At 51.1% G+C, this 18,090-nt stretch carries 14 protein-coding genes; 12 read left to right on the forward strand and 2 right to left on the reverse strand.

Going from position 1 to position 18,090, the window contains the following annotated elements; genetic code table 11:
* Positions 1-78 precede the first annotated feature (78 nt).
* Together VIS48_10025 and VIS48_10030 are read right to left on the reverse strand one after the other, a co-directional pair.
* Complete coding sequence (locus VIS48_10025) at positions 79-1,605, reverse strand: DUF362 domain-containing protein (GenBank protein HEY9166485.1); 1,527 nt, start codon at positions 1,603-1,605, stop codon at positions 79-81.
* Complete coding sequence (locus tag VIS48_10030) at positions 1,592-2,998, reverse strand: hypothetical protein (GenBank protein HEY9166486.1); 1,407 nt, start codon at positions 2,996-2,998, stop codon at positions 1,592-1,594. The genes VIS48_10025 and VIS48_10030 overlap by 14 nt, the downstream gene beginning before the upstream one ends.
* 317 nt (positions 2,999-3,315) lie before the next feature.
* Here VIS48_10030 and nadC point away from each other — a divergent pair, with 317 nt between their 5' ends.
* The 12 genes from nadC (at position 3,316) to VIS48_10090 (ending at position 18,037) form a co-directional block, all read left to right on the forward strand.
* Complete coding sequence (nadC, locus tag VIS48_10035) at positions 3,316-4,182, forward strand: carboxylating nicotinate-nucleotide diphosphorylase (protein ID HEY9166487.1); 867 nt, start codon at positions 3,316-3,318, stop codon at positions 4,180-4,182.
* A 16-nt stretch (positions 4,183-4,198) separates the two neighbouring features.
* A complete protein-coding gene (nadA, locus tag VIS48_10040; GenBank protein ID HEY9166488.1) occupies positions 4,199-5,224 on the forward strand; it encodes a quinolinate synthase NadA in 1,026 nt (341 codons plus the stop codon).
* Positions 5,225-5,281: 57 nt separating this feature from the next.
* Positions 5,282-6,868, forward strand: coding sequence for an L-aspartate oxidase (gene nadB, locus VIS48_10045; GenBank protein HEY9166489.1), 1,587 nt, complete (start codon positions 5,282-5,284; stop codon positions 6,866-6,868).
* An 84-nt stretch (positions 6,869-6,952) separates the two neighbouring features.
* Positions 6,953-9,322 carry a DNA internalization-related competence protein ComEC/Rec2 gene (locus VIS48_10050; GenBank protein HEY9166490.1) on the forward strand — a complete coding sequence of 790 codons (2,370 nt, stop codon included), beginning with the start codon at positions 6,953-6,955 and terminating at the stop codon, positions 9,320-9,322.
* A 126-nt stretch (positions 9,323-9,448) separates the two neighbouring features.
* Positions 9,449-10,234 carry an isoprenyl transferase gene (locus tag VIS48_10055; protein HEY9166491.1) on the forward strand — a complete coding sequence of 262 codons (786 nt, stop codon included), beginning with the start codon at positions 9,449-9,451 and terminating at the stop codon, positions 10,232-10,234.
* A 130-nt stretch (positions 10,235-10,364) separates the two neighbouring features.
* A complete protein-coding gene (gene bamA, locus VIS48_10060; GenBank protein ID HEY9166492.1) occupies positions 10,365-12,737 on the forward strand; it encodes an outer membrane protein assembly factor BamA in 2,373 nt (790 codons plus the stop codon).
* A 45-nt stretch (positions 12,738-12,782) separates the two neighbouring features.
* A complete protein-coding gene (locus tag VIS48_10065) occupies positions 12,783-13,337 on the forward strand; it encodes an OmpH family outer membrane protein (GenBank protein ID HEY9166493.1) in 555 nt (184 codons plus the stop codon).
* A gap of 7 nt (positions 13,338-13,344) precedes the next feature.
* Positions 13,345-13,932, forward strand: coding sequence for an OmpH family outer membrane protein (locus VIS48_10070; protein ID HEY9166494.1), 588 nt, complete (start codon positions 13,345-13,347; stop codon positions 13,930-13,932).
* Positions 13,932-15,002, forward strand: coding sequence for a UDP-3-O-(3-hydroxymyristoyl)glucosamine N-acyltransferase (gene lpxD / locus VIS48_10075; protein ID HEY9166495.1), 1,071 nt, complete (start codon positions 13,932-13,934; stop codon positions 15,000-15,002). Before VIS48_10070 ends, lpxD begins: the two co-directional genes overlap by 1 nt.
* Positions 15,003-15,010: 8 nt before the next feature.
* Entirely contained in the window at positions 15,011-16,438 is a 1,428-nt protein-coding gene (locus VIS48_10080; protein HEY9166496.1) for a bifunctional UDP-3-O-[3-hydroxymyristoyl] N-acetylglucosamine deacetylase/3-hydroxyacyl-ACP dehydratase, read from the forward strand.
* A 10-nt stretch (positions 16,439-16,448) separates the two neighbouring features.
* Positions 16,449-17,231, forward strand: a complete 783-nt coding sequence (gene lpxA / locus VIS48_10085) for an acyl-ACP--UDP-N-acetylglucosamine O-acyltransferase (GenBank protein HEY9166497.1) — start codon at positions 16,449-16,451, stop codon at positions 17,229-17,231.
* 2 nt (positions 17,232-17,233) lie between these two features.
* The gene (locus tag VIS48_10090) at positions 17,234-18,037 is read left to right on the forward strand and encodes a lipoate--protein ligase family protein (protein ID HEY9166498.1); all 804 of its coding nucleotides are present in this window, start codon (positions 17,234-17,236) and stop codon (positions 18,035-18,037) included.
* The last annotated feature ends 53 nt before the right edge of the window (positions 18,038-18,090 follow it).

The following is an 18,090-nucleotide window of genomic DNA, read 5'->3' on the forward strand; positions in this document are numbered from 1 at the left end:
TGCGCTTTCGGACACGGGGAAATCGGAAAAGCTCACTTCCGATTTATTGTCGAAAGATCTTCGAGGGAAACTCGTGCATCATTTCTTACTCGGTGCAGACTCGAGAAATCCTATCCAGCCGGGATGAGGAACAAACGAGAGGAAGCTCTTTTCTGAACGCATCAGTTCCTTGAACTCTTCGTCGTTGCTCGCCACTTCGATTCTCGAGGGATCACTTACATAGAAATCGTAATACTTGTTCTCGAGCAGATCGGTAACCCAATGAAGTTTTTTCCAGTCGAATCCCATTAACCTTGCGGCAGTAATGTCCACCGCCAGATGATTGAAGCCCGAGACAATCACACCGACTTTCCGCTCGTCGGGGAAAAGTGGACCGTTGCCTTCTCCGCCGATAATTCCATCCACCACTGAAAAGACTCTTCGCTGGGGCGAATCGCGCATGATTCCGTTTTTGTCGGCGTAAATTGAAATCTTCATCAGGTCAGACACCATACGCCAGGCGCTGTCGTTTCCGTGCCAGTTGCCGCCGTCGAGAAGGACAATCTTTGACGTAGTTTTCTTCAACATCGGTTTGAGGAATTTTCTGTACGGTGTATATATCATACGGAAGAGAATCGATCCCGCTCTATTTCTTTTTGCAAGTAGCGCATCGTATAGATACCGTTGGACAGCAACAATCAGTTTCACCTTTCCGGTCAAGAATCCGGCCGGAAACTGATCGCCTCCCTTTCCAGGTTCGCCGATCGTATAATGCACCAAATAGTTCTTGTTCGTGATCGTTCCGACAAATCCTTTCGCGTTCAGCGTTACGCCGACTTTCTTGTGGACTTTCAATTTCGGAATCGAGATCAGTACGTCCGCGCCGAGCACGGTCTTCGAGACCATGTACTCCTGTTTCGCGCCGGTGTGATGTGAAATGGTTTCGTCCCTGTTGTAATCGGCGCCGTAATAGTTTGTGTTTCTGACCGAATCGAACGCGCTTTTTCCGTGAAGGTTGATGACAAGGTTTCCCTCCGGGTCACCGGGAAGTCTCTGCCGCCTTTCCTGGCTCGCTACATAATTCTCGTCCTTGTACTTGAACCAGAACTGACGCAAATCCCTAACGGGTATGTCGAATCCGAAAGTGGTTTTGTATAGTTCCTGGATGGCCGGCAGATTTGTCCGCTCGAGTAGCTCACCGAAGTCGCAATCCATCTGTGGAGTGTCGGCAATTATTATCCGGCCGGTGCCTCGCAAAGCTTTGAACGCGTAGTCCACCACCGCTCTGATGACCGAAGGATGCGTTATCACGGAAAACAGATTTCCACCGCGGTAATGATCGCTCAGCACGAAATTCGGTTTGATGACCACCGTATTTCCCGGGACTATGATCTCTCCGAGAGGATTCCAATCCGGCGTATCATAGTTGGAACGGTCGAGGTCGAGCAAATGGAGTGCGTTCCTTACTCCCTCATACGCCGCATTTTCTTCACTGCCAGTTTCAAGACGCCGATCGTACTCGGGATATCTCTTCGACGGATTGAACGGTGGGACGGTCGGATAATCTGTTCCACCTTTGTGGATCGCGACGGATAAGTTGCGAAAATATTCGCTAATGTCTTGCATGATCTCCGTAAGCCACTGGTAACTCCTGGATCAAGAATCTGAATTTCCCGCTCTGTGGTATTTCTATCTTGTTGACGTAAGCCAATTCAAGATCCACATCGGTGCCGAGCTTCTTCAATAATTCTTTTCGGATATTCTCGGCGTCATGATTACTGTAGTTTATGTTCTTTACGATATTGAAAGTCACCTTTCCCGCCTGCGTTTGCCGGAACTGAAATTGTTTCACATTGTCAAACACGTTCGAATGCATATTAAGTGCCGTCATCGATATGAATCTTCCGGATTTGGTGACGATAAGTTCTTGCAGCCTTCCGTCGATTGATGACAAAAGCTGGTAATTTCTACCGCATTCGCTGCATTCGAGAGCTCCCTTACGCGCCATGTCCATCGTCCTGTATCTAATGAAAGGTGTTGCGAGATTCCAGAAGGAAGTCCCAACAAGCTCGCCAGTCGCGCCCGCCTCCGTCTCTTTATCCTGCCGGTCGAGAATTTCCGCGAAGCCGTAGAACGGATCGAGATGGAGGTTGCCGGAGTGCTCGCACATTGGCGCGAAGAGGACCTGCTCTGCATGTCCATACCACGAGAAGATCCTTGACTCCGGAAAGGCAGCCATGATTTTTGTCTTCTGCCAATCGTAAAGATTTTCGGATCCCAGGAGAAGTAATTTGAAACGTAGCTTCCCGGCGTCGTTGTTCCGCAGGACCAGGTCCGCGAAGATTGTGGCGGCAGATGGATATGCCTGCAAGTGTACAGGCTTCTTGAGCGATAGGATTTCGAGAAATCTAGAATAGGTTCGGGCATTCAAAAAATATGACGAGAGTCTGAGGTCTTTCAGAAACGGGTCATATTCCCAGATTTCTTTCTCGGAACCGACGAACGCTCCTCTAAGAAGGGCTGACATTTCTCCGCGCTGCCAGCCGGCTCTCGCCCATGCGTTGTGCAGGAAGGCGGCTTCTCTCTCTATGTCCGCTTGGAGAATGTTGAAGCCGAATGGGATCCCGGTCGATCCTCCCGTGGTTCGATAAAGCAGTTTCCATTTTGGGATTCGGTCCGAAGTGAATTCCCGAAGATTGTCTCGAAGCAGCTCCTTTGAGACGAAAGGGAAATGTCTTATGTCTTCGAGCGTATTAAGTTCTGAAGGCGAGACTCCCGCTTCACGATAAATCTGTCTGTAGCCAGGCACAGATTCGAAGGCGTACGAGACAATCTTTTTCAGGTTCGCTAGCTGCCATTCTTTTATCTGCTTGCGATTCCAGAATTCTTGCGCGCGAATCAGTTTCATGGTTTGTCTGTAGCCCCGTCCCATCCGGAGTTGAAAAGGAACGAGAGAATACAACGCACGCACGAACTTTTGGATGTGCGGAGGAAAAGTGCGGTATAGGGTGATTTTCATTGGTCTCAGAAATCGGGAACAGAAGACGATATTCTGTTCAGCTACGTGGCAAACTACTGAATTTGCGTCAGAGTATCAAGAAATCGAAAACGGTGGGCGCACATGCTGACTTCTGATAACCAGCTGACAATCTTTGCGGCCTCTCGGCAGGCTTTGCCGCCATGTTTAACCGCACGACATGCAAAGGTGCCGTAAAGTCCGATTCTTAATTGGGTTCGCTTTGATTTTTGCAGTGACAAATCGCACTTCACACTAAACGTTGCCTTGTAGACCCGTTCCTGGTTAAATTGTATCGCGGAATAAAACGAGGACAATCTTTGAATTCAATATTGGATCGTCCGACAACAGCGACGGTGCAGGATGAGATTACATCTATAGTCAGGCGCGCTCTTGTGGAGGACATCGGAACCGGCGACGTGACTACGGAGTCGATCGTTCCGACCACTGCTGTTGTTCGCGGAAGATTCATAGCAAAGACCGAAGGTGTGATAGCAGGATGGGAAATTGCGGAGAAGACATTCTGTCTATTGGACAATAATGTCAGGGTGGTACCACTTGCGCCAGACGGCACAGATGTGCAGAAAGGCGAAATGATCGGGACGATAAGCGGCCCGGGGAGGGCAATTCTGACTGGCGAGCGTGTGGCGCTGAATTTTCTTCAGCGAATGTCGGGCATTGCCACAACTTCACGCCATTTCGTCCGCGCGGTTGCTGGAACTCGGGCAGTTGTTCTCGATACGCGCAAGACTGTGCCCGGTCTGAGGATCCTGGACAAAATGGCTGTGAAAATTGGCGGCGCACAGAACCATAGAGCAGGCCTGTTTGATATGATACTCGTGAAGGACAACCACATTGCCCAGGCCGGCGGTATTTTCACTGCCGTAGAGCGGGCACGGGCCCACGCGCCTAAAGGAACGAAGATAGAAGTGGAAGTCCGGCACCTGGATGAGTTGAGAGAGGTCCTTACACTTAATGTGGACAGAATACTCCTCGACAATATGAGCGTTCCGGAAATGGCCGCCGCCGTTGATCTCGTCGCGGGACGTACCGAGCTCGAAGCATCTGGCAACATAGACATGATTAACGTCGCTGCCGTCGCTGCCACAGGTGTCAATTACATTTCGATCGGTGCCCTGACACATTCAGTCACCGTTATGGACATTAGCTTGATGATAGACAGATAGAGAAAGAGAGTTAGAGATGACAGTTCAAGAAACATATACATTTATGAAAGAGAAACTCCGGGATGTCGTACCGGAACCGGAATTGAGATACAAATCCGAACTGGCTTACGAGATAAACCGTCTCAAGGCGGAACGAAACGCCGTGATCCTTGGCCACAATTACATGGAACCTGCGCTCTATTATTCGATCCCCGATTTTGTAGGCGATTCTCTGGAATTGTCGCGGAAAGCTGCCGAAACAGACAAGGACATTATTATTTTTTGCGGCGTGAAGTTCATGGCGGAGACGGCAAAAATATTAAATCCCGGTAAAACGGTCCTCCTCCCTTCGGAGAAAGCGGGATGCTCGCTTGCGGCGAGTATTACAGCGGAAGATGTCCGCAAACTAAGAGCTCAGTTCCCCGGAGTCCCCGTCGTCACTTATGTCAATACCTATGCGGATGTCAAGGCCGAGTCGGATGTATGCTGTACATCGGGGAATGCGGCTGCGGTCGTGAACGCGCTCGACAGCGACGTGGTCATTTTTCTCCCGGACGAATATCTCGCCAGGAACGTTGCCGCAGAAACCGGAAAGAAGATTGTCTTTCCGAAGAAGGACGGAACAATTATCGAAGGAAAATTCGAGCTCATCGGATGGAAAGGGAGATGCGAAGTTCACGAACGATTCACCGTGGAAGATATCAACAATGTCCGCAAGCAATTCCCCGACGTCGTCATACTGGCACATCCTGAATGCAGCCCTGAAGTCGTCGAGGCTTCCGATTTTTCCGGTAGTACCACGGCTATGGTACGATATGTTGAGAAGACAAGCGCTCCACGGTATCTGCTTCTTACCGAATGCGCGATGGGCGACAATGTTGCTGCCGCGAATCCGGACAAAGAAATGCTGCACCTTTGCAATATCCGTTGCCCTCACATGAACCAGATAACTCTTGAAGACACTCTCGACGCGCTCAGGAAAACACAATTTGTAATCGATGTCCCTGAAGACATCAGGGTGCGTGCCTCACGCGCGGTCCAGCGCATGATATCAATAGGTTGATTGCTTGCCTGTAGTTCTCATCGAAATTAGTCTGCCGGATATTATCTTATCGGCACAATGAACGCACTCTACGGTGAGCCGGCTGATTTTGAGACCGATGTTCTTATAATTGGGAGCGGCATTTCGGGGGCGATCGCAGCACTTCAGCTCGCGGATAGCAGTGCCAGAGTCACGCTCGTGAGCCGATCGACCAACCCGGAGGAATCGAACACATACTACGCGCAGGGCGGGATAGTCTATACCGGTCATCACGACTCGCCGCAGCTTCTCGCGGAGGATATCCTTCGGGCAGGTGCGGGGTACTGCAATCCGCGCGCGGTCGAAATTCTGACCAACGAAGGCCCGCGCCTGGCTAAGGAAATCCTTGTCGAAAAAGTAGGCGTCCCCTTCGATCGCGCGGAGAACGATGAGCTGTCGCTTGTCAGAGAAGGCGGGCATTCAATAGACCGGATCGCGCATGCCACCGATGCGACCGGGAAAGCGATCGAGATATCTCTTCTGCAAAAGGTCAGATCTCATTCGAGAATCAAACTTCTGGTCGGCCATACTGCGGTGGATCTTCTCACGCCCGCGCACCACTCACTAGATCGGCTGAGAGTTTACGATCCGATTTCGTGCGTGGGAGCATATCTTCTCGACCAGGAGCGCAAGGCGGTGGTCCGCTGCCTCGCGAAGAAGACCATACTTGCGACCGGAGGACTCGGACAAATCTACTTGCGAACCACAAATCCTCTCGGTGCGAGAGGCGACGGCCTCGCAATGGCGTACAGAGCGGGTGCAAGGGTGATAAACTGCGAGTTCGTTCAATTTCATCCGACAGCTTTTTATCTCCCGAACGCTCCGTGCTTTCTGATTTCTGAAGCGGTCCGGGGCGCCGGGGCGAGACTTGTAAATTCCGACGGAAAACCTTTCATGGAAAAGTACGACAAGAAATGGATGGACCTCGCTCCACGTGATGTCGTGTCTCGCAGCATTCACCAGGAGATGCTCTCAAATGACGTTTCGAATGTCTACCTGGATCTTTTTTCCTACATGCCTTCCGACAAAATCAAAGAACACTTTCCTTCTATATTCCAGAGTTGTTTGCAGTATGGGATCGACATTACACACGACCTTGTCCCTGTCGTGCCGGCGGCTCACTACTTTTGCGGCGGAGTTTGGGTTGATGAGTGGGGAAGGACTTCTGTCGACTCGCTCTACGCGGTGGGGGAGGTTTCCTGTACCGGTCTCCATGGCGCGAACCGGCTGGCAAGCACTTCGCTCCTCGAGGGACTTGTTTGGGGTTGCCGAGCCGCGCAACGAATTGGAGACGAGCTGAGAACCTCAAGCGATCCGTCGATCAACAATATTCCGCATTGGCAGGATACGGGCACAGAGACCGCCGACCCTGCGCTTATCAGCCAGGATATGAGCGTTCTTAAACATATTATGTGGAATTATGTCGGGTTAGTCCGGACGACCAGGCGACTCAGAAGAGCAATCCGCGAATTGCGACATCTCGAATCTGAAATTGAGAACTTCTACAGAGCCGTTCATCTCACCGATGAACTCATCGGTCTGCGCAATGCGGTTAGAAACGGATTGATCGTTACACTCGCTGCGTGGGAGAACAACAGCAGCGTAGGTTGTCATTATAGAATTTAGATCTCACCGCGTTCGATGTGAATGTGTCGAACGGCTGAGTGAGATCACCGGGCAAGTATCACGAACCAATGTCAGGGCGGCATCTTGAGGAATCTTCCTGCATTCAAGGCGGCGGTATTCTCGATGATCGGAATCTTTCTCGGGCGAGAATTCCCGCAACACGTCCACGCGTTCCTGGTCTTAACGGTCTGCTTCATTATTATTTTGGTGACGTGGTTCTTTCTAAAGAAAGAGAGAATAGGAATCGTCGCCGCGTTTTCTGTTTATTGCGCGCTCACTTTTTCTTTCGCGTTCTACATGAGCAGCAGGACCGCGGCTCTGAGGTCGCCGGCACTCGGAGAATATCGCTGTTTCGAAGGGACAATAGATGAGTGTCCGAGGGATTCCACGAAACCTGTATACCTGCTTATCAACTGCTACGGGTATGATTCCAGCTGGACGAAAATTCCCGGCGAGTTGATCGTCAATGCCGGCTCTTCGCGGGTTTTCAAGCCTGGCGATAGAATCATCTTCACCGGAAAACCGGGTTCGGTTGCCGACGCGAGGAATCCTGGGGAGTTCAACTTGAAAGCCTACTATGCGCTTTCGGGCATCTCCGGCAGGATCTACACGAAAAGCGACAAAGATATCCTTGCGGTCTCCCGATATACCGGATTCAATTTCAAAGGAAGTATTGTCGATCCAATTCGAAATTCCCTCCGCGAAAGAATAAGAAAATACATGAACGGAGAAGAAGCGGAACTTGCCAGGGGAATGCTTCTCGGTGAGAGAATGGGAATCGACAAGGAAGTCAGCGACGATTTTGTAAATTCAGGCACGATTCATATTCTCGCCGTTTCGGGACTGCATGTCGGCTTTATCACCGGGATCCTCATGGCACTAGCGTCGCTCTTCAGGATTCCTCGAAGGCTCAGATTCTTCGCTATCGCGCCCGTCCTCATTCTGTATGCGTTCATAATCGGATTGACCCCCAGCATCTCACGGGCCGTTCTGATGGCAGTGGTGGTTCTCTTCGGTCTATTTCTTCAGAGGAGACCGCAAGTTCTTAACTCTCTTGGTTTCGCCGCGCTTGTCATTCTGGTGTTTAACCCGGCGCAGCTTTTCTCTCCGGGTTTCCAGCTTTCGTTCGCCGCAGTCTCTTCGATAACGTTTTTCCATGGAAGAATTTCAAACCTGGTGAAAAGATCTTTTCCCCGTCTCGAGGAACGAACTCTGACCAGCTCAATCGTGTCGGTTTCCATTCTGACATTATCGGCCACGATCGGTACGGTGCCTCTCACCGCTTTCTATTTTAATCGAGTGTCGTTGATAAGTGTCGCCGCGAATCTCCTGGTGGTCCCGATGTCCGGAATTTTTATCGCCATGTCATTCACATTCCTTGCGCTCAGCTTTCTATCAGGAGGAATCGCCTCGATCTTCGGTTCAGCTTCGCAAATGATTGCTTTTGCAATTTTGAAGACGAATTCTGTCCTCGGCTCCTTTGGATTCAGCAGCGTGCGATTTACGGAATCAACCGGCACTTTTGCCATTCTATATTTTATCTGGCTTGCCGCCACTGCAGGATTCGGAGGAAACGCCCTGTGGAAAAAGGCTGCCGTCGGCGTTCTCCTAGGTGCTGACCTTATCTTGTTCTCTTCATACTTCACGAAGCAATCCGCAAGCATATACGTCCTTGATGTCGGACAGGGTGACTCGATATTTCTCCAGTTGCCGGACGGAAAGAACATTCTGGTCGATTGCGGAATGAAATTTGGAAATTCGGATGCGGGCGAGCGCGCAATAGTTCCTTTCCTCGAAAGACGGGGAGTAAGGACTCTTGATTATCTCATCATGACACACCTCCATTCCGACCACATCGGTGGTGCTCTGTCGGTGATCCGCAAGATCAAGGTGAACTGTTTCGTATATCCGGACCAGTTCTCTCAATCCTCAACATGGCATAACCTGGAATCGTCTGTTCGTTCAATGAGTATCAGAACCGTTGTTGCACACGCGGGGATGACACTTGATTCATCGGCATCATGCAGGATTTATGTTCTTCATCCGAATCGCAAATATACCGGCGAAGGCGGGTATTCCTACCGAACAAGATTGAACGATGGTTCAATCGTCATGAAAGTCTGTGTGGGCAAAGAGAGTTTCCTCCTTGTCGGCGATGCCGAGAAAATTGTTGAGCGCGATCTCGTGCGCGTCTACGGTAAGTTCCTCGCTTCGGATGTGTTGAAAGTGGGACATCATGGCAGCAATACCAGTTCTGGAATCGAATTTGTTCAGATGGTTCACCCTACTTATGCGGCGATCTCAGTGGGCGCCAACAACAGCTTTGGTCATCCATCACCCGAGGTATTGAGCGAACTGTCGGCAGAAGGGGTGGCCGTATGGAGAACCGATTCACTTGGTGCAGCCTATTTCGATGCAGACCTGGATACGGTTCAGTTGGTTGACTGGAGATAGTCCGGTTTCGCTTTAGCGTCGTAACCTTCGGTGAATATGAATGTTAAATGCCTCGGCAAGCTTTGGAATCCTTGATTCTTACCGCATGCCGGTTTAAATTTTACAGCAAAAATTAAGGCGGAAAGTTTGATCAAGTTCACTCCCGACGATCGCAGGCTGCAGGAAAATCTGAAAGCAAGCGGCAGTATTCCGGAGCACATTGCGATCATAATGGACGGAAATGGTCGTTGGGCCAAACAGAGGGGGCTACCAAGAGCTGCCGGTCATCGCGAGGGCGTGAGCTCCGTTCGCGACATCGTGGAGGCCTGCGGACAGCTCGGAGTGAAGCACCTTACACTATACGCGTTCTCGACAGAAAATTGGAAGCGGCCAGAGCAGGAAGTGTCGACCATAATGCGGCTGCTCGTCAAGGTTCTTCGCGATGAGACAGATAAACTTCACGAGAACAATGTGCGTCTGACATTCATCGGCGACGTCGATTCTCTTCCCCTCGGTGTTCGCCGCGAATTATACGACGGTCTTGAAAAGACAAGGAACAATACCGGTCTCAATTTGAACCTCGCGCTTAGCTATTCCGGTCGCTGGGATATCGCGGAGGCAGTCCGCAAGATTGCTTCGGATGTTCTTAATGGAAAGATTTCCATCGAGGGAATAAGCGAGTCACTTATCGGAAACTACCTGACAACCGCTGGGATTCCGGATCCCGATTTGCTCATAAGAACAAGCGGTGAACTAAGGATAAGCAATTTCCTCCTTTATCAGCTCGCATATACGGAAATTTTCATATCAAAAGTGTATTGGCCCGAATTCCGGAGAAGACATCTTTACGACGCCATCGGCGACTTCCAGAAGCGGGAACGGCGATTCGGACTCGTGAGCGAACAGGTGAAGCACGTTCAAACTATTCAATAACTCAAAGGTCAGAACGGCTTAACTTGCCCGGAATAAGAAAACCGAAGTAACCCTCATGAAAACACGCGCGAGGACGCAGCTTCTGCCCGAAAGATATCATAATACAACTCTTTATTAGAAAATTGATCCCATGAAGTATGTAGTCCTTTTGTTGTCTCTAATCGTCGTTTCCGCAAATGCACGGGCCCAGGTCGCGCCAAAGCAGCCATCTCTGAAGATTCTCGGGATATCAGTCGAGGGAAATAAACAGACGGACGCCGGCGCCATAATCCGCTATTCAGGCCTCAGGATTGGAAACGAAATTGTCCAGGGCGGCGACGAAATTTCGCAGGCGATAAAACAACTCTGGTCCCTCGGGATCTTTTCAGATATTCAGGTTCTCATCGACAACCAGGTAGAAAACGGAGTCTTCCTCCTTATCAAGGTCCAGGAGTACCCGCGACTGAACGATATCGTGATCAAGGGGAACGATGAGCTGAGTGAAAAGGACATCAAAGAACAGATCAATCTGGTCAAAGGTCAAATTGTAACTCAGGACGCGCTGAGTACGCTCAAGTACAATATCATGAAGAAGTACGAGGACAAAGGATATCTCCTCGCCGAAATAAATCCGGAACTTGAACCTGTAGCGGACACGTCCGGCGCACCGGTCAACCTCGTCTTGAAGATCGACGAAGGCAAAGAAGTCGTCGTCAAGTCGATCACGTTCAGCGGGAACAAATCGATCTCGGACGGCGACCTGCGCGGCGCTATGGACGACACCCATGAGAAAGTCTGGTGGATGTTCTGGAGGAGCGCGAAGTTCGACCCGAAGAAATACGAGGACGACAAACAGAAGATTCTGGATTACTACAACAAGAACGGGTACGTCGATGCATCGATCGTGTCGGACTCAACATGGTACAGCCCCGACAAGGAATACATGAATATTCACATTAACGTCTACGAGGGGAACAAGTACTACATAAGACACATCGTCTGGGAGGGGAATACAAAATATCCATCGTCCGCGCTGAACGAACGTCTCGGTTTGAAGGAAGGCGACGTGTATGACAAGCAGAAATTTGAGGAGAATCTGCGCGGCAACAAGGATCAGACAGACGTGGCATCACTCTACCTTGATACAGGTTACCTGACGTTTAACGCGATACCTTCGGAGACTAAGGTAGGCTCGGATTCAATGGACATCGATGTGAAGATTTACGAGCGGAATCAATTCCATATCGGTCAGGTTCTCATAACCGGGAACTCGAAAACCCAGGACAAGGTAATAAGGCGGGAATTGTTCACGGTGCCGGGCGATTATTTCTCGAGATCGTTAATTATCCGGAGCGTCAGACAGTTGTCGCAATTGAATTATTTTAATTCAGACAAAATCAAACCCGATTATAATATTGTCAACGATTCGACGGTGAATGTATCGTACGGTGTCGAAGAGAAATCGAGCGACACGTTCAATATGTCGGTCGGATACAGCCAGCTTTACAGTTTCACGGGATCGATCGGTGTCAGCTTCAACAATTTCGATTTGAAGCATCCGCTCCAGGGTGGAGCCGGCCAGGCGCTCACATTCACCTGGCAGTTTGGCGTAAGTTCGTATTACAGGACATTCCAGCTCGGCTTCAACGAGCCGTGGCTTATGGACACGCCCACTTCGCTCGGCATGAATCTCTTCGACACGCGACAGGTGATCTACTATGACCTGCAGATGACTGGTGCGTCGCTCACCATCGGCCGCAGGTTGAGATGGCCCGACGATTACTTCCGTGGTGATTGGATCGTGACTCTTCAAAGAAACAATGTCATCAACGGCGGCGGAATTTATACGCCGGGACTTACCACTGAGTTCAGCGTTACACAGGTCATTTCGAGGAACAGCACGGACAGTCCCATTTTCCCCTCGGTCGGTTCCAGTGTTTCCTTGAGCGACGAGATCTCAGGCCCTCCGGTTCTTCCGGGTAATGTAAGTTTTCACAAGCACGTCTTCTCGGCCGACTGGTACGCTCCTCTGTTCGGGACGAACCGCATCGTGCTCTACAGCGGATCGTTGTTCGGCGTCCTCGGTACCCTGACCAGGAATTCTCCCCAGCTTCAACCGTTCGATCTTTTCTTCATGGGAGGAACCGGGCTCGGCTATATTTCTACAACTCCGCTCCGTGGATATGACGATCGAGTAGTCGGACCTAAGGTCCCCGACACGCCGAGCGGTGAACCTTCCGGCGGAAGGGTCCTCTTCAAACAGACATTTGAGTTGAGGTTCTCGATCACGCAGGACCCGATACCGCTTTACTTCCTCATGTTTGCGGAAGGCGGCAATGTCTATTCGGATTTTGCGCATACCGATATATTTCAGCTTGCCAGATCTGCTGGTGTCGGTGCTCGCGTCATGATCAACCCGATCGGCCTGATTGGCTTCGATTACGGCTACGGATTTGATTCGGTCTCCCCCAATTACCCCAAATCCGGCTGGCATTTCCATTTCCAGTTTGGGAAGGGATTTTAAGGTTCAGGACTGTTATTTTAGTTAAAACTAAAAAAGAGGTAGAAAGTGAAAGAAAAGTCAGTAGTGCTTATTTCAGCGGCAGTAATCATATCCGCTCTCGGATTCATGTTCGCCGCGTCACCCAAGGATTCAACTTTGAAAATAGGATATGTCAATTCAACACTCATCCTCGGTCAACTGCCGGACGCTCAGGCCGCCCAGCGGAAAATTGACGCGCTCGTGAAAGCATGGGGCGATACCGTTGACCAGATGACGGCGGAATACCAGGGCAAGGTCGATTCCTATCAGAAACAGGCGGCGATGATGACCGATCAGGCCAAGCAACAGGCGCAACAGGAAATCGGGACATTGCAGCAGCAGATCCTTGCCTACCGCCAGCAGAAAATGTCGCAGGGCGGAGAGCTGGACATAACTCAGCAGAAACTGATGAAGCCGATCAGGGACAAGGTGTACACCGTGATCGCCAGAGTCGCGAGAGACCAGAAGATGCAATATGTGCTGGACAAGAACGACAACATTGCCGTCGTCCTTTACGCTGACCCTGCTTACGACATTACATATAAAGTTCTCGATATTTTAAATCAGCAGGCTACAAAGTGAGGTGTGTATGAAGACGAGGGGTTCTAATCGTTGGCTGATAGCCGGCGCGGTCGTCCTTCTTATTCCTGTGATCGCGGCTGCCCAGCAGAAAGTCGGCTGGGTCGACACCCAGGAAATAATGAAACAATATCCCGACGCTGTCGAAGCGCAGGGCAAACTCGACGCTCTGGTTGCCCAGTGGCAGGTAGATATCAGTAAACTGCAAACACAGTTTCAGCAGGAAGCAGATGATTATCAGAAGAGACGGTTGATTCTTCCCGAACAGGCGAGGATCGAGGAAGAGACCAAGCTTGCGGATATGCAGAAGAAGATTTCCGATCTGAGGAATCAAAGATTCGGACAGAACGGCGATCTGTTTCAACAGCAAAACGCAATAATGCGTCCCATCCAGGAAAAAGTCCTGACAGCAATCGGGGACGTCGCGAAGGATGGAAGCTACGATTACATATTCGACAAAAGCGGCCAGGTACTCCTTATGTTTGCGAATGACAAGTACGACGTCACGCAGGATGTGCTCAGCAAGCTGAAGATTACTGCCAACAAGCCGACCACGAATCCTGCGGGTACCCAGACAGCTCCCCCCGGCGTGCATTAATGAGAATATCCGAGATCGCCCGGATAATTGGTGCGAAGATTGAAGGAAATGCCGGCGTTGAGATTTCGGGAATCGCGAAGATTGAGGAGGCAAAGAAAGGTGACATCACATTCCTTTCGAATCCCAAGTATGAGAAACATGCGGCCGTCACGAAAGCATCGGCAATAATAGTCTCCGAAGAATTCAGGACGGACCGCAAAGACATCGTTCTCCTGCGCACGAAGGATCCGTATGTCGCGTTCGTGTTTGCGCTGAAGGCGCTCGTCCCTCCGCCTGAGATCCTGCCGGAAGGTATTCATTCTCTCGCCTACGTTTCGCCTAAAGCTTCAATAGGGAAGAATGTCCGGATCGGCGCCTACGCAAATATACTTGACGGCGCGACGATCGGGGATAGAAGTTCAATCCATAACGGAACGGTCGTTGGTGCTGGCGCGATAGTCGGAGACGATTCGCTCCTCTATTCGAACGTGTCGATATACCACGGTTGTAGGATCGGGAACCACGTCATCATCCACAGCGGGACCGTGGTGGGAAGCGACGGTTTCGGCTTTGCGCCGAAACAGGACGGTACTTATGAAAAGATACCACAGCTCGGGATTGTGGTAATCGAAGATGACGTGGAGATCGGCTCAAACTGTTCTATTGACCGGGCAACTCTCGGGGAAACGAAAATCTGCCGCGGTGCCAAAATTGACAACCTGGTACAGGTTGCGCATAACGTGGTTATCGGTGAGAACACTGTAATCGCGGCTCAGTCGGGAATATCGGGGAGCACTCGGATCGGCAGACACTGCATGATCGGCGGTCAGGTCGGGTTCGCCGGCCATCTCGATATTGCCGATAACACGAGCTTCGGTGCCCAATCGGGCGTGGCAAAATCGATAAATGAGCCGGGCAAGACTTATTTCGGTTATCCTGCAAAAGAACTTCGGGATACCCTTCGCATCTGGGGAGCGATGGAAATGCTCCCGCGTATCGTCCAGGAGTTCACCGCGCTCCAGCACCGGGTGGACGAGCTGGCCAAGTCGGTCACGCAAGGTGAACCGGCAGAACATCGTCAAAAGGAGTAGTCTTATTCATGCTTGTTCAACAGCGTACCATTACAAATAGAGTTTCCATATCGGGCGTCGGACTCCATACCGGCTGCGAATCGACAATCACTTTCCTGCCGGCCCCGGAGAACCACGGCGTTGTTTTCAGGCGCACGGATGTTGGTGGGAAGCCTGAAATTCCGGCGCTTGCCGATTTCGTCGTGGACGTTTCGCGGGGAACGACTCTCGGTATCGGTGACGTGAAAGTTCATACGGTGGAACATGTTCTCGCCGCGGTCGCAGGACTCGAGATCGATAACATAATAATTGAGGTGGACGCGCCGGAGCCGCCGGTCGGTGACGGGAGCTCGAAACCGTTTGTCGATGTACTGCTGAAAGCGGGTTTCACCGGTCAGGACGCTCCTAAAGATTATCTCATTATCGATCAAACTGTCGAGTACCTCGACGAGAAGAAAGAAGTGCAGATGGTGGCACTACCCCTGGATGATTTCAGGGTAACGATAATGATCGATTACAAGAATCCTGCTCTCGGAAGTCAGCACACAGGCATGTTCTCACTGGAGGAAGAATTCATAAAAGACTTTTCTGCCGCGAGGACTTTTTGCTTCCTGAAGGAAGTCGAAATGCTCCGCGAGAATGGATTGATCAAGGGCGGGAACCTTGATAACGCAATAGTGATCGTTGATGATGAGATGAGCCCCGATGAACTGAGGAGGCTCGGCAAGAAACTCGGAATCAACGGCTCGATCATACTCGGTTCGAGCGGGATACTGAACGACAAAACTCTCCGGTTCAAGAACGAGCCCGCCCGTCATAAACTTCTCGATCTTCTTGGCGACCTCGCACTTGTCGGTGCGCCGATGAAAGCCCAGATCCTCGCCGCGCGTCCCGGTCATCCCCATAATGTCCAGTTCGCGAAGAAGATCAGGAAACTTTATCAGCAGAAGAAAATTGTAAAGAAATATCAGTTCACCAAAACTGCCGGCGTCATTTTTGACAACGAGGCGATCAGGAGAATCCTTCCGCATCGGTATCCGTTCCTTCTTGTCGACAAGATTGTCGACTTCAAGCTCGACGAGAAGGTTGTCGGAATCAAGAACGTTTCCACAAATGAGCCGTTCTTCGAGGGCCATTTTCCCCAGAAACCCGTCATGCCCGGCGTCCTCGTCGTGGAGGCGATGGCACAGACCGGCGGTATTCTCCTGTTGAACGGGATGGATAACCCCGGTGGCAAATTGGTTTACTTCATGGCAATGAACAACGTGAAATTCAGAAGGACCGTTCTGCCGGGCGACCAGCTTGTAATGCAGGTCGAGATGTCGTCGAGACGGAGCAAGATTGCGACTCTCATCGGCAAAGCATTTGTCGACGGCAATCTGGTCGCTGAGGCCGAAATGACCGCGGCCATAGTGGATGCCGACGGCAATCCGAACGCATCATCCGAACAAAGGTGAAAGGCTGTTAGTGGGCACATCTATCGATCCCCGGGCGGTCGTGAGCCCGAAGGCGGAGCTCGGCAAAGACGTGACAGTAGGACCTCACACGATCATTGAAGACGATGTTGTGATCGGAGACGGAACAAAGATCGCCTCTTCAGCGCTCATCGCGAACGGAGCGCGCATCGGGAAGAACTGTTCGGTCCATCATGGTGCGGTGATTGCAAACGCCCCGCAGGATCTGAAGTATGCCGGTGAGAAAACACTCTTCGAAATCGGCGACAACACGGTTGTTCGCGAGTTCTGCACGCTCCACCGCGGAACTGCGGAGACCGGAACTTCAGTCGTGGGCAGCGACTGTCTCCTGATGGCGTACGTGCATGTCGCGCACGACTCTAGGGTCGGTGACCGATGTATCTTCGCCAACAATGTCACTCTTGCAGGTCACGTCGAAGTGGGAGAATGGGTGATAATCGGCGGACTGACTCCTATTCACCAGTTCGTGAAAATCGGATCGCATGTCATGATCGGCGGGGGTTTCAGAGCCGTCCAGGACGTCCCACCTTATGTCCTCGCCGGCAGGGAACCTCTCCGATATGAAGGAGTGAACGTTATCGGTCTGAAGAGAAGAGGCTTTACACGTGAACAACTTGACACCATAGAAAAGATTTATTACGTTCTTTATTCCCGCGGTTATATGTTCAGCGAAGCGATTCGCAGGATCGAAGAAGACTTCCCGCCGTCTAAGGAAAAAGATACCATAGTTGGTTTCCTGAAATCCTCGTCGCGAGGAATAATCAGAAAAGGTTAGAGATGCGCGCTGGAGCGTCCGGCATACCGGAACCTATCGGCAGCTGGCTGTGCATCGACACTGGCGAACATGACGGCCGGTTCAATATGGACTACGACCTGCGTCTCGTTGAGAACTACAAATCGAACCGGGTTCCCATTCTCAGATTCTACACCTGGAAGCCTTTTTGCATTTCGCTCGGTAAAAATCAAAATGAGAGCGACATCGACAGGGAGCGGGCGGCTAGTGACGGGATCGATGTTGTCAAACGTCCTACCGGCGGCAAAGCGGTGCTCCACGCCGAGGAGCTGACTTATTCCGTCGTTATGGAAACCGGCGGGCGCTCGGTGCGTGAGACTTACAACGCTATCAGCGCGGCGCTTGCGTCCGGTCTGAGGAGACTCGGGGCCGATCTGGAATTATCCCGGAGTTCGGCTGACTTCCGCAAACTGTTCCATGATCCGTCTGCCATTCCGTGCTTCTCCACGTCGGCTGTTTACGAGGTGGAGAGTGGCGGACGAAAAATAATCGGGAGTGCACAACACAGGTTCGGAGATGTCCTTCTCCAGCACGGCTCGATCCTTGTCGGCGATTTTCATAAGCGGATCGTAGATTACCTGAAAATAGATGAGAATCTCAGGAGGAAGACCCGTGAAGATCTGGACAACCACACCGTGGCACTAGCACATCTCATCAGCGGAAACATTGAATCCGAAAATCTGAAAAGTGCGCTAAAATCCGGTTTTGAAGAGGTTTTCCGGATACGCGTCTCGGACCTGCCGGCAGCAGAATTAATTTCTCATCGCTTGACGCTGGCTGCAAGTTGATCTTGCTTGCTCTACTATTTCGGCTCAGACCATGCAGGGGAACTCGACGGCCA

Source organism: Candidatus Kryptoniota bacterium, from assembly GCA_036567965.1.
Taxonomy (GTDB): domain Bacteria; phylum Bacteroidota; class Ignavibacteria; order Kryptoniales; family JAKASW01; genus JAKASW01.

What these genes read in the sequence shown, in the direction of transcription:
- VIS48_10025 (HEY9166485.1), bottom strand. Translation starts at nt 1,605, where the DNA reads ATGCAAGACATTAGCGAATATTTTCGCAACTTATCCGTCGCGATCCAC.
- VIS48_10030 (HEY9166486.1), bottom strand. Translation starts at nt 2,998, where the DNA reads ATGAAAATCACCCTATACCGCACTTTTCCTCCGCACATCCAAAAGTTC.
- nadA (HEY9166488.1), top strand. Translation starts at nt 4,199, where the DNA reads ATGACAGTTCAAGAAACATATACATTTATGAAAGAGAAACTCCGGGAT.
- nadB (HEY9166489.1), top strand. Translation starts at nt 5,282, where the DNA reads ATGAACGCACTCTACGGTGAGCCGGCTGATTTTGAGACCGATGTTCTT.
- bamA (HEY9166492.1), top strand. Translation starts at nt 10,365, where the DNA reads ATGAAGTATGTAGTCCTTTTGTTGTCTCTAATCGTCGTTTCCGCAAAT.
- VIS48_10070 (HEY9166494.1), top strand. Translation starts at nt 13,345, where the DNA reads ATGAAGACGAGGGGTTCTAATCGTTGGCTGATAGCCGGCGCGGTCGTC.
- lpxD (HEY9166495.1), top strand. Translation starts at nt 13,932, where the DNA reads ATGAGAATATCCGAGATCGCCCGGATAATTGGTGCGAAGATTGAAGGA.
- VIS48_10080 (HEY9166496.1), top strand. Translation starts at nt 15,011, where the DNA reads ATGCTTGTTCAACAGCGTACCATTACAAATAGAGTTTCCATATCGGGC.
- VIS48_10090 (HEY9166498.1), top strand. Translation starts at nt 17,234, where the DNA reads ATGCGCGCTGGAGCGTCCGGCATACCGGAACCTATCGGCAGCTGGCTG.